The 16,038-nt window shown below is 54.3% G+C and carries 19 protein-coding genes, 2 tRNA genes and 1 other RNA gene; 13 read left to right on the plus strand and 9 right to left on the minus strand.

Features of this window, described 5'->3' with window-relative positions:
- Both efeB and phoH read left to right on the plus strand, forming a co-directional pair.
- A complete protein-coding gene (gene efeB / locus SOM40_RS08160; protein ID WP_320457073.1) occupies positions 1-1,284 on the plus strand; it encodes an iron uptake transporter deferrochelatase/peroxidase subunit in 1,284 nt (427 codons plus the stop codon).
- 499 nt (positions 1,285-1,783) lie between these two features.
- Complete coding sequence (gene phoH / locus SOM40_RS08165; protein WP_181247219.1) at positions 1,784-2,572, plus strand: phosphate starvation-inducible protein PhoH; 789 nt, start codon at positions 1,784-1,786, stop codon at positions 2,570-2,572.
- A gap of 176 nt (positions 2,573-2,748) precedes the next feature.
- Here phoH and SOM40_RS08170 read toward each other — a convergent pair.
- From SOM40_RS08170 to SOM40_RS08180, 3 genes are all read right to left on the minus strand, one after another.
- A tRNA-Ser gene (locus tag SOM40_RS08170) sits at positions 2,749-2,836 on the minus strand.
- 146 nt (positions 2,837-2,982) lie between these two features.
- Positions 2,983-3,660, minus strand: a complete 678-nt coding sequence (locus SOM40_RS08175; RefSeq protein WP_106992680.1) for an isochorismatase family protein — start codon at positions 3,658-3,660, stop codon at positions 2,983-2,985.
- Between the two features lie 20 nt (positions 3,661-3,680).
- Positions 3,681-4,541 (minus strand): pirin family protein, encoded by an 861-nt coding sequence (locus SOM40_RS08180; RefSeq protein WP_106992681.1) that lies wholly within the window; start codon positions 4,539-4,541, stop codon positions 3,681-3,683.
- A gap of 110 nt (positions 4,542-4,651) precedes the next feature.
- Here SOM40_RS08180 and SOM40_RS08185 point away from each other — a divergent pair, with 110 nt between their 5' ends.
- On the plus strand, positions 4,652-5,557 hold the full coding sequence (locus SOM40_RS08185) for a LysR family transcriptional regulator (RefSeq protein ID WP_225759091.1): 906 nt from the start codon (positions 4,652-4,654) through the stop codon (positions 5,555-5,557).
- 96 nt (positions 5,558-5,653) lie between these two features.
- Here SOM40_RS08185 and SOM40_RS08190 read toward each other — a convergent pair.
- Positions 5,654-5,792: non-coding RNA, RtT sRNA (locus SOM40_RS08190), on the minus strand.
- Between the two features lie 45 nt (positions 5,793-5,837).
- Positions 5,838-5,925, minus strand: a tRNA-Ser gene (locus SOM40_RS08195).
- 228 nt (positions 5,926-6,153) lie between these two features.
- Between SOM40_RS08195 and ghrA the strand changes: the two genes are divergently transcribed.
- The 4 genes from ghrA to SOM40_RS08215 all read left to right on the plus strand — a co-directional run bounded on the left by ghrA (position 6,154) and on the right by SOM40_RS08215 (position 9,067).
- The gene (gene ghrA, locus SOM40_RS08200) at positions 6,154-7,092 is read left to right on the plus strand and encodes a glyoxylate/hydroxypyruvate reductase GhrA (protein WP_261642705.1); all 939 of its coding nucleotides are present in this window, start codon (positions 6,154-6,156) and stop codon (positions 7,090-7,092) included.
- Between the two features lie 83 nt (positions 7,093-7,175).
- Entirely contained in the window at positions 7,176-7,913 is a 738-nt protein-coding gene (locus SOM40_RS08205) for a phosphatase (RefSeq protein WP_166182103.1), read from the plus strand.
- Between the two features lie 20 nt (positions 7,914-7,933).
- Positions 7,934-8,488 carry a TorD/DmsD family molecular chaperone gene (locus tag SOM40_RS08210; RefSeq protein ID WP_225759088.1) on the plus strand — a complete coding sequence of 185 codons (555 nt, stop codon included), beginning with the start codon at positions 7,934-7,936 and terminating at the stop codon, positions 8,486-8,488.
- A gap of 96 nt (positions 8,489-8,584) precedes the next feature.
- Complete coding sequence (locus SOM40_RS08215) at positions 8,585-9,067, plus strand: DUF1097 domain-containing protein (RefSeq protein ID WP_312080315.1); 483 nt, start codon at positions 8,585-8,587, stop codon at positions 9,065-9,067.
- A gap of 43 nt (positions 9,068-9,110) precedes the next feature.
- Here the strand turns inward: SOM40_RS08215 and csgG are convergent, their stop codons facing one another.
- The 4 genes from csgG to csgD are packed head-to-tail and all read right to left on the minus strand — an operon-like array spanning position 9,111 to position 11,445.
- A complete protein-coding gene (gene csgG / locus SOM40_RS08220) occupies positions 9,111-9,944 on the minus strand; it encodes a curli production assembly/transport protein CsgG (protein WP_106992686.1) in 834 nt (277 codons plus the stop codon).
- 26 nt (positions 9,945-9,970) lie between these two features.
- The gene (gene csgF, locus SOM40_RS08225; protein ID WP_106992687.1) at positions 9,971-10,387 is read right to left on the minus strand and encodes a curli production assembly/transport protein CsgF; all 417 of its coding nucleotides are present in this window, start codon (positions 10,385-10,387) and stop codon (positions 9,971-9,973) included.
- 13 nt (positions 10,388-10,400) lie between these two features.
- Positions 10,401-10,790 (minus strand): curli production assembly/transport protein CsgE, encoded by a 390-nt coding sequence (gene csgE / locus SOM40_RS08230; protein ID WP_106992688.1) that lies wholly within the window; start codon positions 10,788-10,790, stop codon positions 10,401-10,403.
- 4 nt (positions 10,791-10,794) lie between these two features.
- Positions 10,795-11,445 carry a biofilm master transcriptional regulator CsgD gene (csgD, locus tag SOM40_RS08235; RefSeq protein WP_106992689.1) on the minus strand — a complete coding sequence of 217 codons (651 nt, stop codon included), beginning with the start codon at positions 11,443-11,445 and terminating at the stop codon, positions 10,795-10,797.
- A gap of 747 nt (positions 11,446-12,192) precedes the next feature.
- Here csgD and csgB point away from each other — a divergent pair.
- The 6 genes from csgB (at position 12,193) to SOM40_RS08265 (ending at position 16,031) form a co-directional block, all read left to right on the plus strand.
- Positions 12,193-12,642: a curli minor subunit CsgB gene (gene csgB, locus SOM40_RS08240; RefSeq protein WP_320457072.1), complete on the plus strand. Its 450-nt coding sequence runs from the start codon at positions 12,193-12,195 to the stop codon at positions 12,640-12,642.
- Between the two features lie 42 nt (positions 12,643-12,684).
- Complete coding sequence (csgA, locus tag SOM40_RS08245) at positions 12,685-13,140, plus strand: curli major subunit CsgA (RefSeq protein WP_106992691.1); 456 nt, start codon at positions 12,685-12,687, stop codon at positions 13,138-13,140.
- 61 nt (positions 13,141-13,201) lie between these two features.
- Positions 13,202-13,528: a curli assembly chaperone CsgC gene (csgC, locus tag SOM40_RS08250; RefSeq protein ID WP_106992692.1), complete on the plus strand. Its 327-nt coding sequence runs from the start codon at positions 13,202-13,204 to the stop codon at positions 13,526-13,528.
- A gap of 63 nt (positions 13,529-13,591) precedes the next feature.
- Positions 13,592-13,984, plus strand: a complete 393-nt coding sequence (locus SOM40_RS08255; protein ID WP_501050848.1) for a YmdA family protein — start codon at positions 13,592-13,594, stop codon at positions 13,982-13,984.
- Positions 13,985-14,068: 84 nt separating this feature from the next.
- Complete coding sequence (gene ymdB / locus SOM40_RS08260) at positions 14,069-14,611, plus strand: O-acetyl-ADP-ribose deacetylase (RefSeq protein ID WP_166182106.1); 543 nt, start codon at positions 14,069-14,071, stop codon at positions 14,609-14,611.
- A complete protein-coding gene (locus tag SOM40_RS08265; RefSeq protein ID WP_166185161.1) occupies positions 14,547-16,031 on the plus strand; it encodes a phospholipase D family protein in 1,485 nt (494 codons plus the stop codon). The genes ymdB and SOM40_RS08265 overlap by 65 nt, the downstream gene beginning before the upstream one ends.
- Positions 16,032-16,038 lie beyond the last annotated feature (7 nt).

Consider the following 16,038-nt stretch of genomic DNA (forward strand, 5'->3'; position numbering starts at 1 on the left):
ATGAACAAGCATGATGAGTACGACGTTGTGGAACCTTCACGGCGTCGGTTGTTAAAAGGGGTCGGGGCGCTTGGCGGCGCCCTTGCCCTGGCGGGCGGCTGTCTGGTGGCGCATGCGGCAAAACCGCAGAGCGCGCCGGGTACGCTCTCCCCGGATGCGCGGATGGAGTCCCAGCCGTTCTACGGTCCGCATCAGGCCGGAATTTTAACCCCGCAGCAGGCGTCGATGATGCTGGTGGCCTTCGATGTGCTGGCCAGCGACAAAAGCGAGCTGGAGCGTCTGTTCCGCCTCCTGACCCAGCGCATTGCCTTTCTGACCACCGGCGGCCCGGCACCCGACACGCCGAACCCACGTCTGCCGCCAATGGATTCGGGGATTCTGGGGGCCTTTATCGCCCCGGATAACCTGACCATGACGGTGTCGCTGGGGGCCTCGCTGTTTGACGATCGCTTTGGACTGGCACCACAGAAACCAAAATCGTTGCAGAAGATGGTGCGCTTCCCGAATGACTCCCTGGATGCGGCCCTGTGTCACGGGGATCTGCTGATCCAGATTTGCGCCAACACCCAGGACACGGTGATTCATGCCCTGCGGGATCTGATCAAGCACACCCCGGATCTGCTGAGTGTGCGCTGGAAGCGGGAAGGGTTTATCTCTGACCACGCCGCGCGCAGCAAAGGCAAAGAGACGCCGGTGAACCTGCTCGGCTTTAAGGATGGCACCGCCAACCCTAACAGCCAGGATGTGCCCCTGATGGAGAGCGTGGTATGGGTAACGGCCGATCAGGGTGAACCGGCCTGGGCGGTGGGCGGCAGCTATCAGGCGGTGCGTATTATCCAGTTCCACGTGGAGTTCTGGGATCGCACGCCGCTCAAAGAGCAGCAGACCATTTTTGGCCGGGACAAGCACAGCGGCGCGCCGCTGGGGATGAAAAACGAGCATGACGTGCCAGATTACGCCAGCGATCCTGACGGCGAGATCATTGCGCTCGACAGCCACATTCGCCTTGCCAACCCGCGAACGAAAGAGACCGAATCCAACCTGATGATGCGCCGGGGCTACAGCTACTCGCTGGGGGTGACCAACTCTGGCCAGCTGGATATGGGCCTGCTGTTTGTCTGCTTCCAGCACGATCTGGAGCAGGGCTTTTTGACCGTGCAGAAGCGTCTGAACGGCGAAGCGCTGGAGGAGTACATCAAGCCGGTAGGTGGGGGCTACTTCTTTGCTCTGCCTGGCGTGCGTGATAAAAACGGCTGGCTTGCTCAGGGGCTGCTCACGGCCTGAATCCCGTCCCGCTTACCCCTTAAGCGGGACGATTTTTTTATGTTCCGCTATCCCGTTGTTATACTTCTGTAATATTCCCCAGGCAGATTAAGTGACGTTGTCAGGCGATTCTTAAAGTTGCATTCAGGTAAAAATAATGTTGCATTCATGCTAAATCCTGATGTACTTACATTAAGAAAGCGGTAAACCTTACAGTGAATATGCATCACTCTGGAGATCGCGAATGGTTGAGTCCTCACGTGGACATGGTAAACGCAACAACCGCAGCACCCGGCGCGGAGGCCCACACTCCGGCAGCGATCTCTTCACCGAAAAATTCTCCCCCTCCACAGCAAATCCTGATTTTTCCGACCCGCCGTTTGGTGAGCATAGCGATCCGGCTGGGTCATTTAACCAAGTAAGCTCTGGCTTAGAAGGAAGCCAACCCTCAGATGTTTGTTCGCCTAATCGTACCGATGCCGGTACGAGTGATGAATACCAACAACTCAAGGTGCTATCCATGGGAAGACAAAAAGCAGTGATCAAAGCTCGTCGTGAAGCAAAACGTGTGCTGAGACGGGATTCACGTAGCCATAAACAGCGTGAAGAAGAGTCGGTCACCTCGCTTGTGCAGATGAGTGGCGTAGAAGCAATTGGCATGGCGCGGGACAGCCGGGATATGACGCCAGTTGTGGCACGCAATGACGCTCAGGCGCAGTACCTGAATGCTATTGAGAATAAGTCGCTGATTTTCGCCACCGGTGAAGCCGGGTGTGGGAAAACCTGGATAAGTGCAGCCAAAGCGGCAGAGGCTTTGATTCATAAAGACGTCGATAAGATCATTGTCACTCGCCCGGTATTGCAGGCCGATGAAGATCTCGGCTTCTTGCCCGGTGATATTTCGGAGAAGTTTGCGCCATACTTCCGGCCCGTTTATGACGTGCTGGTGAAGCGGTTGGGCGCATCTTTTATGCAGTACTGCCTGCGGCCGGAAATCGGCAAGGTAGAAATTGCGCCGTTCGCCTATATGCGCGGACGTACATTTGAAAATGCAGTTGTGATTCTCGACGAGGCTCAGAACGTAACTGCTGCGCAAATGAAGATGTTTTTAACGCGCCTCGGGGAAAACGTGACGGTAATCGTAAACGGGGATATCACCCAGTGCGACCTGCCGGCCGGCGTCAAATCGGGTCTGAGCGATGCGCTGGCACGTTTCGAGGAAGATGAGATGGTAGGGATAGTGCAGTTTACCAAAGATGACTGCGTGCGCTCGGCCCTGTGCCAGCGGACACTGAACGCCTACTATTGAGTCTGTTACTGTGTGCAGAGCCCGGGAAACCGGGCTTTGTTGTTTGTGCGACCGCTTTGTTCCCTCTCCCCTGGGGAGAGGGTTAGGGTGAGGGGCCCAGACCGCACAGGGTCGCATTAAGCACCGGGAGAATATAAAAAAAAGCCCGCATTTTCATGCGAGCTCTTCTTTAAATATGGCGGTGAGGGAGGGATTCGAACCCTCGATACGTTGCCGTATACACACTTTCCAGGCGTGCTCCTTCAGCCACTCGGACACCTCACCATATTGTTTTGCTGCCTTTCCTCTCGGGGGCAACGGGGCGCTACTATAGGGAGTCAGGCTAAATCGGTCAAGCAGATTTTCCGCTTTAATGCGCGTTCGGTTAAGCAATAATCAGCTCCACGGTTTTTATACCGTGGAGCGAATCATTAACGCTGTGAATCGAGCACTTCGCTGTTCTTCACCACCTCTTGCGCCTTACCGTAGCTTTCCATCAGCAACTGATAGGCCGGGAAGATGTGGGTATAGACTTCCGCCCACTGCGCTGCATCCTCACGATTCCAGGTGCGCTGGATCTCCGAGGCGACCGCGGCGGTATCCATTGGCACTACGCCCGCCTGCACCACCCGCGCCAGGGTGATCTCCTGCGCCATTTTGCTGTAGGTGCCCGAAGCATCAATCACCGCAAACACTTTGTACCCGTCAGCCACCGCGCTGATCGACGGGAAGGCCATGCAGACGCTGGTGATGGTCCCGGCGATAATCAGCGTTTTGCGCCCGGTTGCTTTCACGGCGGCCACGAACTCCGGGTTATCCCAGGCGTTGATCTCGCCTTTACGCGCCACGTACTGCGCATGCGGCGCGTTAGCATGGATCTCCGGGATCAGCGGCCCGTTTGGCCCTTGCGGCACGGAGGCGGTGGTGATCACCGGGATATTCGCCAGGCTGGCAATTTTTGCCAGCGCCGCAGCGCGAGCACGCAGCTCCGGCATCGGCATGTCACCAACGGTCTGGAACAGGCCGCTCTGGTGATCGATCAGCAGCATCACCGCATCATTCACATCAATGACCGGACGCGCACCGTTAAAGTTAGCTGGGGTAGACATCATTCTCTCCTTTATCAGGTTCAGATCTGGCCGAAGCGGCCGGAGTTGAAATCGCGAATGGCTTCTGCGATTTCGGTTTTAGTGTTCATCACGAACGGCCCGTAGCCGACGATCGGTTCATTCAGCGGCTCCCCGGCCATCAGCAGCACTTTGGCGTCGCTGCTGGCTTCCAGGTGCAGTTTTTCTCCTTGCTGACTCAGCACCACAAGCTGGGCTTCACCCGCCCCGGCGGAACCGTTCACCGTCACGCTGCCTTCCAGCACCACCAGCGCGGTGCTCCAGCCTTCAGGCTGAGCGAGCGTCAGATGACTGCCCTGACGCAGGGCGATATCCCAGACGTTCAGCGGGGAGTAGGTGTGCGCCGGACCGGATACATCCTCATAGCGCCCGGCGATCACCCGCAGCGTGCCGCTGTTATCGGGCAATGCCACCACCGGGATCTGGCTGCTGGTGATGCTCTGGTAGCCCGGCGTCGCCATCTTGTCTTTCGCCGGCAGGTTGACCCACAGTTGCAGCATTTTTAGCTCGCCACCCTGCTGCGCAAAGGCGCTGGAGTGGAACTCCTCATGCAGAATGCCGGACCCGGCAGTCATCCACTGCACGTCCCCCGGGCCAATCACGCCACCTTTTCCCGTTGAGTCGCGGTGCTCCACTTCGCCGGAATAGACGATGGTGACCGTCTCAAAGCCCCGGTGGGGATGCTCACCCACGCCGCGTTTTGCGCCATCCGCCGGGAAGCTGTGCGGCCCGGCATAGTCCAGCAGTAAAAACGGGCTCAGCGGCTCGCCGTGGGTCTGGTAAGAAAACATCGAACGCACCGGGAAACCGTCGCCAACCCAGTGCTGGCGGGGTGCGGTATAAATGCCTGTTACGTTTTTCATCCTCTTCTCCTGATGTTCTGTCGATGTAATTAGCTTATATTCAGGTTTAATATCCCGGTAGATAGCAAAAATGACATTCACTGTTCCTTATATGGAACGATGAGGGCGATATGCAGGATCTGAATGATTTCGTATGGTTTGTGAAGGTGGTGGAGCACGGGGGCTTCGCAGCGGCGGGCCGGGCGCTTGACCAGCCTAAATCCAAACTCAGTCGTCGGATTGCCCAGCTTGAGACGCGGCTCGGCGTACGCTTGATCCAGCGCACCACCCGGCAGTTTACGGTGACGGAGGTGGGGCACACCTTTTATCAGCACTGCAAGGCGATGCTGGTAGAGGCCGAGGCGGCGGAAGAGGCGGTTGCGGCGTTGCAGGCCGAACCCCGCGGCATGGTGAGGATCACCTGTCCGGTTACGCTGCTGCATGTTCACGTCGGGCCGATGCTGGCGAGGTTTATGGCGCGCTACCCGGGCATTAATCTGCAGCTTGAGGCGACCAACCGGCGGGTGGATCTGGTGGCGGAAGGCATTGATGTGGCGATCCGCGTGCGTCCGCGCCCGTTCGATGACAGCGATCTGGTCCTGCGGGTGCTGGCCGACAGGGGCCACTGCCTGGTGGCGGCGCCAGCGTTGATCGCCCGGCTGGGAACGCCGGGGGTGCCGTCCGAACTCAGCGTCTGGCCCGGTCTGAGTATGGGGGAGGGGAAACAGGTTCATAAGTGGGCGCTGAGCGGACCGGAAGGGGCGAGGGCGGAGATCCATTTTCAACCGCGGTTGATCACTACCGACATGCTGGCGCTGCGGGAAGCGGCGATGGCAGGGGTGGGCCTGGTGCAGTTGCCGATGTTGATGGTCAAAGACCAGCTGGCCTCTGGGGCGCTGGTAAAAGTGCTTGAGGCATGGGAGCCGCGCCGGGAGGTGATCCATGCGGTCTATCCTTCGCGGCGTGGGCTGCTGCCGTCCGTCAGAACGCTGGTGGATTTTTTGACCGGGGAGTATGCGAGGATGGTGGAGGAGTGAGTGGGTTTGGGTTTTGTAGGTCGGGTAAGCGAAGCGCCACCCGACGCTGTAGACGAAAAAAAAGCCCGCATTTTCATGCGAGCTCTTCTTTAAATATGGCGGTGAGGGAGGGATTGACTCGCTGCGCTCGCCCTGCGGGCAGCCTGTTCGCTGCGCTCTCAGGCTGTCCAACTGGCTGTCGCCAGTTGTCGAACCCCCAGTCGGGGGTTCTCATCCCTCCCTCTCGGGAGAATATAAAAGAAAAGAGCCCGTACTTTCGTACGAGCTCTCATCTCGAATATGGCGGTGAGGGAGGGATTCGAACCCTCGATACGTTGCCGTATACACACTTTCCAGGCGTGCTCCTTCAGCCACTCGGACACCTCACCATATTGTCATCCCGTTGTTGCCGGGACGGGCGCTAATGTAAGGAAAAGCCTTACTTACGTCAATCAACTTTTTCAGTAAATTAGCGCGTTGAGACAAACTTCAACCAACATGATTTCGAATTGTGCTGAATGTGCCTCTTTTATCTACAACCACCCTGGGCGCAAAATTTGTTATGCTGCGATGCAGTTGAAAATGAACGTAAAACCGCGCAACAGAAGGCAATCGCAATGGATATCATTTTTTACCACCCGACATTTGATAACGCTTACTGGATTAAAACGCTTTCGGCGGCGCTGCCGGGCGCACGGGTTCGCGAGTGGAAACGCGGCGATAATGAACCGGCGGATTATGCCCTGGTGTGGCATCCCCCGGTAGAGATGCTGCAGGGGCGCAATCTGAAGGCGGTGTTTGCCCTCGGCGCGGGCGTGGACTCGATCCTCAGCAAACTCAAAGCACACCCGGAGATGCTGGCGGAAAGTATTCCTCTGTTCCGTCTTGAAGATACCGGCATGGGTCAGCAGATGCAGGAGTATGCCGTAAGCCAGGTGCTGCACTGGTTCCGCCGCTTTGATGACTATCAGGCCTTAAAACAGCAGGCCCGTTGGGAGCCGCTGGCTGATTATCAGCGCGAAGATTTTACCATCGGTATCCTCGGGGCAGGGGTGCTGGGTGCTAAGGTGGCCGAAGCGCTGGCACCCTGGGGCTTCCCGCTGCGCTGCTGGAGCCGCACCCGCAAGGACTATCCTGGCGTCACCAGCTTTGCCGGGATGGAGGAGCTTCCGCAATTTTTACAGGGCACCCGGGTGCTGATTAATCTCCTGCCGAATACCGCGGAAACCGTTGGGATCATTAATAGCGGCCTGCTGAATCAGCTGGCGGATAACAGCTATCTGATGAACCTGGCGCGCGGCGTTCATGTGATCGAGTCCGATCTGCTGGCGGCGCTGGAGCGTGGCAAGCTGAAAGGGGCGATGCTGGATGTTTACAGTAAAGAGCCATTACCTGCTGAGAACCCATTATGGGCCCACCCGCGCGTGGCCATGACCCCGCACGTGGCGGCGGTGACGCGTCCGGCAGAAGCTGTGGCCTATATCGCGCGCACCATCACCCATCTGGAAAAAGGCGAGCCGGTCACCGGGCAGGTCGACAGGCAGCGCGGATACTGAGTCAAACCCGGTCATCGCCGGGTTTTTGCTAATAAACGCCTGGGATAACTGCTATCCTTTGGGAAACACGAGAGGAGAAAACGATGTACCCCGTTGACCTGCATATGCACACCGTCGCCAGCACTCACGCCTACAGCAATCTTCATGACTATATCGCCCAGGCGAAGGTAAAGAACATCAAACTCTTTGCGATCACCGATCATGGTCCGGATATGGCAGATGCCCCGCACTACTGGCACTTTGTGAATATGCGTATCTGGCCGCGGGTGGTGGATGGGGTGGGGATCCTGCGCGGCATTGAGGCTAACATCAAAAACACCCAGGGTGAGATTGACTGTACCGGCCCGATGCTGACCTCTCTGGATCTGATCCTCGCCGGTTTTCATGAGCCGGTATTTCCCCCGCAGGACAAAGCCACTAACACCGAGGCGATGATCGCCACCATTGCCAGCGGCAACGTGCATATCATCAGCCATCCGGGTAACCCGAAATACCCTATCGACATTCAGGCTGTCGCCCGGGCTGCGGCTGAACATCACGTGGCGCTGGAGATCAACAACTCCTCCTTTATTCACTCCCGTAAAGGCAGCGAGGCGAACTGCCGTGACGTTGCGGCGGCGGTGCGTGACGCTGGTGGCTATGTGGCGTTGGGCTCCGATTCCCACACCGCGTTTACGCTGGGTGATTTTAGCGAGTGCCGCAAGATCCTCGATGCGGTGGACTTCCCTGAAGATCGCATTCTGAACGTGACGCCACGCCGGTTACTCGATTTCCTGGCGTCACGCGGTATGGCACCGATTGCCGAATTTGCTGAATTTTAACTGTGTAATGGACTAAATAAATGAACGAGTTTTCCATCCTCTGCCGCGTACTGGGTTCTATCTATTATCGCCAGCCGCAGGATCCGCTGCTGGTGCCGCTGTTTACCCTGATCCGCGAAGGCAAGCTGGCGAATAGCTGGCCCCTTGAGCAGGATGAGCTGCTGCAACGTCTGCAAAACAGCTGCGACATGCAGCAGATTTCAGCGGATTACAACGCACTGTTTGTGGGAGAAGAGTGTCGCGTGTCGCCTTACCGCTCTGCCTGGGAAGAGGGGGCGACCGAAGCCGAAGTGCGTGCGTTTCTCTCCACACGGGGTATGCCCCTGACCGATACCCCTGCCGACCATATCGGTACGCTGTTGCTGGCGGCCTCGTGGATTGAAGATCACGCGGCAGAAGATGAAAACGCGGCGCTGGAAACCCTCTTCGGGGAGTACATTTTACCCTGGTGTGGCGCGTTTCTCGGCAAGGTCGAGGCGCATGCCACCTCGCCATTCTGGCGTACCATGGCCCCGCTGACCCGTGACGCCGTTGCCGCTATGTGGGACGAGCTGCAGGAAGAGAACGAAGAGTGATCTGGATCACCTTCTTAATGTAACAGCAAATCTCAATTTGCATATTATGTGTTCTTGATCTCATTTCATGGCCGCGTATCTGCTAAGATGCGCGCCATGAACATATTACTTTCTATTGCAATCACGACTGGCATCCTCTCCGGGATATGGGGTTGGGTTGCTGTCTCTCTTGGACTCCTGAGTTGGGCGGGCTTTCTGGGCTGCACAGCCTATTTCGCCTGCCCGCAGGGTGGCGTGAAGGGGCTGTTTATCTCGGCCTGTACGCTGATGAGCGGCGTGGCGTGGGCGATGATCATCATCCACGGCAGCGCGCTGACGCCTCATCTGGAAATTGTCGGCTACGTCATGACCGGCGTAGTGGCGTTTTTGATGTGCATCCAGGCAAAACATCTGCTGCTCTCTTTTGTCCCTGGCACCTTTATGGGGGCCTGCGCCACTTTTGCAGGGCAGGGGGACTGGCGGCTGGTGGTGCCTTCGCTGGCGTTAGGGCTGGTGTTTGGTTACGCGATGAAAAACAGCGGACTGTGGCTGGCGGCGCGCAGAGAGAGGGCGCGAAGCGTGACGGCGTTAAGCAAATAAAAAAAGGCGAGACCAGAGTCTCGCCTTTTTAATGCGCTTTCTGTCAGGATTCTGGCGGCGTTGACATCTCGCGGTATTTCACCAGAACATCGTTTTTCACTTCGTTCTTGTTTTGCAGATCCCACAGGCCGCGATCGATACCGTCGTTAATCAGGAAGATCACCCCGGTTTCAAGAGCGGACATCAGGCAGAGCATCACCGGTTCGTTAGAGGTATAACCGATTTCGCCTTCCAGCAGTCGCTGATAGTCGATAAAGCGGAACACCCCGGCCTGAACCTCGTACGAGAGAATGGTTTTGCTGGTGGTGACGGAGGATAAGATCTCCCCGGTACTGACGTTGACCACACGCAGGTTCACTGCAATCTGATCAAGCTGGTACTGCGTATTACCGCCGATACCGAAGTAGCGCGCCCCGACACCCCCCGATTTCACATTACTTTCGTAACCGATAATCGAGCCTTCAACCATGACGTTTGCCGCCGTGAGAGAGTGCAATGGAATACGGTTATTCATCGCCACGGTGCCGTTATCCTGCGCCGCACGAATGATTTTGCGTTCGTTGAGCAGGTTTTGCAGCCCCTGACGTTCCAGAGGAATAAACCAGCGAGAATCTTTCAACGCCGTAACCAACATTGCGGTGGCGCTTTGCGGAACAGCGGTAGAGAAGTTACTTGCCGGATAAGGTTTAAATTGACCCGTTTCATCCTGAATATTGTAAACCGACACGTAGATCTTACCCGTTGGCAGTGGTAATTGGGTTAAATCACGATAGCTTTGGGCGCGAGGCATTAATGTCGGTTTTGCTGCCTGATTGGGCGGAGCAGTTAAACAACCGCTCAATAAGCACACTGCAACAAGTATGAGAAAGCGCTGCATGATTATTGTCCTTATCTCGACTATGTCTAAAAGTCGGTGGAATTACTTTGCAAGCCAGCGACCTGAATGGTGGAAGTTCTCCCCGTTTTCCGGTCTGTGACATTTAACTGCATTTGTCCGTCCGCATTGGCGATGTCGACAATAAAGTCGCTGGTCACCATCCGGCCCGGTTTACCGGTGTTGATGTTGGTCAATAATCCGCCCAGAACCTGGGCCTGGATTGCCTGGGTAAAGTTATCCAGAGCGCTTGGGGTCTCAATACCGAAGTCATCGTCGGCGCTCGGATCCCTGTAGGAGTTTTGCGCCTGGGCTGAGTTTAAAAGAAAAGAGCCATTATTGGGGTTGCCCCCGAAGTTAGGATTACGGAACTGAAAAGTCATATTTCCGGCCCAGCTCAACGATGGAATGAGCAGTAAAGCGATAACTGCATAGACAACACGCATGAATGCCTCCGAATTAAAACTCGTCTTGCGCTAAATCGCCGGTACTGAGCAGAGCTTTATCGATCTGCAGACGATTTAATGCTTCTTCGGTTTGAGCCAGAGCGAAGACCACGTTTTGATCCAGGTCTCTTTTCGTTGGGAATAAAAACGTCTGGAAAATAACGTCCTGATTGACCGTTATCGTGATCCAACTCCCCCATCGCGCACTGGGCCGTTCATTGATCGTTAAGTTCCCAGGATAGTCACTTTCCCATTTGTCGCTGAACTCGCGATAAAAAGCATGACCGACAGCCGAGACCGTGTGGTCAGTTAACAATCCTGGGATCTCTACTTCAACCGCATGCAGATTCCCGGCAGCAAGCCATAAACCTGCTGCGGCAATCCAACTCATTGTGCGTTTCATACTGTTAACGCCTGAGGTTATCATTTGCCCATGAAACCGCCTGCGTCCGATTTTTAACAGCTATCTTCTTGAAAAGATTATAAAGATGGGTCTTGACCGTATTTTCGCTGATAAATAACGAACGGGCGATTTCAATATTTGAAGCTCCGATGCGTAATTTATTCAGAATCTCTTTTTCGCGATGGGTCAGCAACGCAGACTCTGAACTGTTATAGCGATAATTTCCGGAATGCGTTATGAGGTAGCTGGCAAGTTTTTGCGAAAAATAGCATTCCCCACGCAGAATGCCCTGCAGGCCCTCAACCACGCGTGTCTCGTCCTCGTTGACATAAAAGACACCATTGATATGCGGCCAGCTTTCAATATCTCTGAATGGATACTCTTCGGGCGTATTCAACAACAACACACGGATATTGTTGTTTTTTCTGCTTAAAATATCTTGCCAGTATTGGATAAGTTTTTTATCCGCTTCCATCATATCGAAAAGAATAATGCTGCCAGGGGCAATGTCATCAAAAGAGCGTTGAATGCTATGCAATTTTCCGCTCAAGGTCAGACTTTGCTTTAAATGCTGTAGTAAGGCTGTCGCCTGCAAAGAAGGTTTGGTCACTAACAATAATGTCTGACCATGAAAACTTTGGACTTCATTAAACATGATGAAACCCCTTTTTTGAAACACCTGGCAGTTGCCCCCAATAATATTATTGGGGGCTCCAGAAGTACTGACAGATGTTGCACTGCTGTGTGTAGAAGAAAGACCATATCCCTTCAAGTAAGGGAAAATAAAATAACAATAGCGAACTTCTGTTTTCAATCTAGCTATTACGGTTTTTAAAGCAAGTGTTAAACGTGTAACAAGATGTAAAAATCAATATTAACTTGTAAAAATTGAGTTCATGAATTGATGAGGATTCATCATAAAGTTGTACACAAAGATATTGATGCACACATTTTAAAAATCATACAAATTATATTATATTATTGATTTTTAAGATTAATTTATTTTATGTTTTATTGTCAGTCAGGTATGAGCCTGGTCAAAACGCTAAGTCTATTTTTACACTGTGTAAACGTCTTAAGAAATCACGCACTTTGTCACGCATTCATGGATATATCGTGATCGCCCCCCTGCAAAGCAGGCGAAACGGCAAATCAGCATTTTCGTCGCTATCCATTTCCAAAATGGGCATATGCCCTTTTAAAAAGGCCTGTTAAATCGCTGTATCGCCACAGTGTTTAATTTTTTTTAATACTTTGGGGTGAAAGGGAGAATAAAAATACAACTGGCGGGTGAGATATTAAAATTGTTTCGGCAGACATACTCTTCATCGTAACGCCGGGTTAACAAAATATTTCGCTTTGTTAACGCAAGTTATTTTACCACCAGGTCCAGGGTGATGACATGAAGAACAGTTTGTTATTGATGTTTACATTACTGGGTGCACCTGGATTTGTTTTCGCCACCCCTGATTTGGCAGCTTCAGAATACAATTTTGCGGTGAATGAATTGAGTAAATCATCCTATAACCAGGCCGCTATTATTGGACAACAGGGCGTTAATAATAACGCGACTGTTCTCCAGCAGGGCTCGAAATTGTTATCTGTAGTTTCCCAGGAAGGCGAAAATAATCGGGCGAACATTGAACAATCAGGCAGTTATAACCTTGCCTGGATTGATCAAAAAGGGAACTCGAACAGTGCGAGTATTAATCAAGGTGCATATGGTAATACCGCCATGATTATTCAGAAAGGTTCTGGTAATAAAGCGAATATTACGCAGTACGGTACGCAAAAAACGGCAGTTGTAGTGCAGAGACAGTCACAAATGGCCATTCGCGTTATCCAACGCTAGCTATTTAATGACGAACTAAATCAATCCGATGGGGGCTTTACAATGAAACTTTTAAAAGTGGCAGTAATTGCAGCAATCGTGGTTTCTGGCAGTGCTATGGCTGGCTCCGTTCCACAATGGGGCAATAATCATGGCGGCGGCAACAATGGTGGTAATAACGTTAGCCCAGAAACGCTGACTGTTTATCAGTACGGTGGTCGTAACAACGTAGACGCTTTGCAGAGCGACGCTCGTGGGTCTGAAATCACCGTAACCCAGAACGGTTTCGGTAACGATGCTGACCTGTCACAGGGCGCTGATAACAGCGAAATCGATCTGAACCAGCGTGGCCAGGGTAACGAAGCGACCATCAGCCAGTGGAGTGGTCGTGACCTGACCGCTAACGTTCGTCAGTCTGGTGGCCGTAACGAAGTTAGTCTGAACCAAACCTCTAACGGCGCTACCGCTAACATCACTCAGGTTGGCTTTGGCAACACCGTTACAGCTGGTCAGTACTAACGCTGACGTCCGAACGATGAAAAAACAGGGCTGAGGCCCTGTTTTTTTTTGGGAGAAGATCATGAATACACTGTTACTGCTTGCCGCGCTGACCAGCCAGATCACTTTTCAGACCACCACAGAGGGCGAGATGTTGACCATTATTCCTCAGGTAACGGTGACGGAACCCTGTCTATGTCAGGTGCAGATCCTTACCTCGCGCAGCGGCCCCGGTGGGCAAAGCACCTCGCGACAGCAAAATACGCTCTCGTTACCGGCCAATAAAACGGTCAACCTGTCCCGCATGACACTAAACTCAGGCCCTGACGATAAGGTCAATGTCATTGTCACCGTGTCGGATGGCAAGTCACTGCATCTTTCGCAACAGTGGCCGCCGTCAAAAGCGTAATGGTTAAAAACATTCATGAAATCAATGTATTGATTAATGTAGCGGAAATGTTGTTATGTGATTATGCTGATGTTACTGGCATCGTCGATGCTGGTCGACAGCCCGGTCCGGGACCTGTTGTTTCATTATCAGGGACGATTGTCATTAAGGATCGCACCGATGGTCTCGTCCCGCATCAAACTTGCCGCCGCGCTCGTGCTGGCGGCTACGTTCACACCGGCTTACGCCAGTAATGTTATCCATTTTATCGGGCAGATTGTTGAAGGTCCCTGCGTCATCTCACCGACATCACGTACTCTTTCGGTATCCTGTCCGCATGAATCAAAAATGCACACTCAACAGGTGAGCTATTCAGATGCCTTATATGGAGCTGCGGTAACGGATCGTGCGACCATCAGTATGAAGTACATCAATCCTGAAAAGTCGCTGGCTATCGTTCAGGTGGATTATCACTGAGGCGGGGCGGTTTTCTGATTACCGGGCTTACACACCCCATCCTCTGCGATACACTTAAGAAAAAAGCGTCAGCAGAGGTTGCTTATGAACTCGCGTATTGAAGTTTTTCTGGGTGATATCACCACCCTGCATGTTGATGTGGTCGTCAATGCCGCCAACCCCTCGTTAATGGGCGGGGGCGGCGTGGATGGCGCCATCCACCGTGCGGCGGGGCCAGCCCTGCTGGAGGCCTGCCGGGTGGTGCGTCAGCAGCAGGGTGAGTGCGCCCCGGGCCAGGCGGTCATTACCCTGGCAGGCGATCTGCCGGCTAAAGCGGTGATCCACACTGTGGGTCCCGTCTGGCATGGGGGCGAGCATCATGAAGCCCGGATCCTCGAAGAGGCCTATCGCAACAGCCTGAACCTGGCGGCAGCCAACGGCTATCACTCCCTCGCATTCCCGGCGATCAGCACCGGGGTCTACGGTTATCCTCGCGCGGCAGCGGCAGAAATCGCCGTTAACACGGTTTCGGATTATCTCACCCGCAAGCCTCTGCCGGAGCGGGTATACTTTGTCTGCTATGATGAAGAAAATGCCCGACTATACAAGCGACTGCTTACCCAGCGAGGACAGGAAACCGACGCATAACACCCGACTCGGGCGTGCTATTGCGCCGGTCAGTTCGGCGCACCCTGGCCTTTGTGGCCTTCTCCCCCTTGATAACAGTCTGGACGCCTTCGCCTGCCGCTACCGGCTGGCGGAGATGGCGGAAAAGACCCTCGATGTGCAGTACTACATCTGGGAAGACGACATGTCCGGAAGACTGCTGTTTTCCGTGCTGCTCTCCGCCGCCATGCGCGGCGTGCGCGTCCGTCTGCTGCTGGATGACAACAATACCCAAGGGCTCGACGCCATCCTGCGCCTGCTGGACGCGCACCCCAATTTCTCGGTTCGTCTGTTTAATCCTTTCTCGTTTCGCTCCCTGCGCGCCCTGGGCTATCTCACCGATTTTGCCCGCCTCAACCGGCGGATGCATAACAAGAGTTTTACCGTGGACGGGGAGGTCACCATCGTCGGCGGCAGAAACATCGGGGATGCCTATTTTGGCGCGGGCGAGGAGCCGCTGTTCTCCGATCTGGATGTGATGGCGACAGGCCCGGTGGTCCAGGATGTGGCCGATGACTTTGAACGTTACTGGAACTGCGCCTCGGTCTCTACGCTCCAGCAGGTGCTGGAACTGTCTGAGACCGAAATCGAAGATAAAATTCACCCGCCTGAAGAGTGGTATCGGGACGATATTACCCGCCGCTATCTGGATAAGCTCCAGTCCAGCGAGTTTATTACTCGTCTGGAAGCGGGGGATTTACCCTTGATCTGGGCGAAAACCCGGTTGCTTAGTGACGATCCCCGTAAAGGGCAGGGGCGGGCAAAACGCCATTCCCTGCTGCCGCAGCGCTTGCTGGACGTGATGGGCTCGCCGGTTGAGCAAATTGCGATTATTTCGGCCTATTTTGTTCCAACCCGGGCGGGGGTGGCGCTGCTGCTGCAGATGGTGCGCAAGGGGGTTAAGGTCGCCATCATGACCAATTCCCTGGCGGCCAACGATGTCGCCGTAGTGCATGCCGGCTATGCCCGCTGGCGCAAGAAGCTGTTGCGCCATGGCATTGAGCTCTACGAGCTCAAGCCGACCCAGGATGGTGTGCCGGTAGTACACGACCGCGGCATTACCGGGAACTCCGGTTCCAGCCTGCACGCCAAAACGTTCAGCATCGACGGGGAAAAGGTATTTATTGGTTCGCTTAATTTTGATCCCCGATCAACGATGCTCAACACCGAGATGGGCTTCGTCATCGAAAGCGAGGTGCTGGCGCGACTGATCCATACGCGGTTTGTACGCAGTCAGCGCCACGAGGCCTGGCAGTTAAAGCTGGATAAACTGGGGCGTGTGAACTGGATTGAGCGCAAGGACGGGGAGGAGATCGTCCATAAAAAGGAGCCTAAAACCCGTTTCTGGCAGCGGATGCAGGTGCGGCTGGCCTACTGGTTGCCGGTAGAGTGGCTGCTGTGAAGTTGCG

Source organism: Leclercia sp. CFBP8987 (assembly GCF_034044995.2).
GTDB classification, from domain to species: Bacteria; Pseudomonadota; Gammaproteobacteria; order Enterobacterales; family Enterobacteriaceae; genus Enterobacter; species Enterobacter tamurae.

Coding starts and splice junctions, on each gene's coding strand:
- efeB (WP_320457073.1), top strand. CDS start 1: ATGAACAAGCATGATGAGTACGACGTTGTGGAACCTTCACGGCGTCGG.
- phoH (WP_181247219.1), top strand. CDS start 1,784: ATGGGAAGACAAAAAGCAGTGATCAAAGCTCGTCGTGAAGCAAAACGT.
- SOM40_RS08175 (WP_106992680.1), bottom strand. CDS start 3,660: ATGTCTACCCCAGCTAACTTTAACGGTGCGCGTCCGGTCATTGATGTG.
- SOM40_RS08180 (WP_106992681.1), bottom strand. CDS start 4,541: ATGAAAAACGTAACAGGCATTTATACCGCACCCCGCCAGCACTGGGTT.
- SOM40_RS08185 (WP_225759091.1), top strand. CDS start 4,652: ATGCAGGATCTGAATGATTTCGTATGGTTTGTGAAGGTGGTGGAGCAC.
- ghrA (WP_261642705.1), top strand. CDS start 6,154: ATGGATATCATTTTTTACCACCCGACATTTGATAACGCTTACTGGATT.
- SOM40_RS08205 (WP_166182103.1), top strand. CDS start 7,176: ATGTACCCCGTTGACCTGCATATGCACACCGTCGCCAGCACTCACGCC.
- SOM40_RS08210 (WP_225759088.1), top strand. CDS start 7,934: ATGAACGAGTTTTCCATCCTCTGCCGCGTACTGGGTTCTATCTATTAT.
- SOM40_RS08215 (WP_312080315.1), top strand. CDS start 8,585: ATGAACATATTACTTTCTATTGCAATCACGACTGGCATCCTCTCCGGG.
- csgG (WP_106992686.1), bottom strand. CDS start 9,944: ATGCAGCGCTTTCTCATACTTGTTGCAGTGTGCTTATTGAGCGGTTGT.
- csgF (WP_106992687.1), bottom strand. CDS start 10,387: ATGCGTGTTGTCTATGCAGTTATCGCTTTACTGCTCATTCCATCGTTG.
- csgE (WP_106992688.1), bottom strand. CDS start 10,790: ATGAAACGCACAATGAGTTGGATTGCCGCAGCAGGTTTATGGCTTGCT.
- csgD (WP_106992689.1), bottom strand. CDS start 11,445: ATGTTTAATGAAGTCCAAAGTTTTCATGGTCAGACATTATTGTTAGTG.
- csgB (WP_320457072.1), top strand. CDS start 12,193: ATGAAGAACAGTTTGTTATTGATGTTTACATTACTGGGTGCACCTGGA.
- csgA (WP_106992691.1), top strand. CDS start 12,685: ATGAAACTTTTAAAAGTGGCAGTAATTGCAGCAATCGTGGTTTCTGGC.
- csgC (WP_106992692.1), top strand. CDS start 13,202: ATGAATACACTGTTACTGCTTGCCGCGCTGACCAGCCAGATCACTTTT.
- SOM40_RS08255 (WP_501050848.1), top strand. CDS start 13,592: ATGCTGATGTTACTGGCATCGTCGATGCTGGTCGACAGCCCGGTCCGG.
- ymdB (WP_166182106.1), top strand. CDS start 14,069: ATGAACTCGCGTATTGAAGTTTTTCTGGGTGATATCACCACCCTGCAT.
- SOM40_RS08265 (WP_166185161.1), top strand. CDS start 14,547: ATGAAGAAAATGCCCGACTATACAAGCGACTGCTTACCCAGCGAGGAC.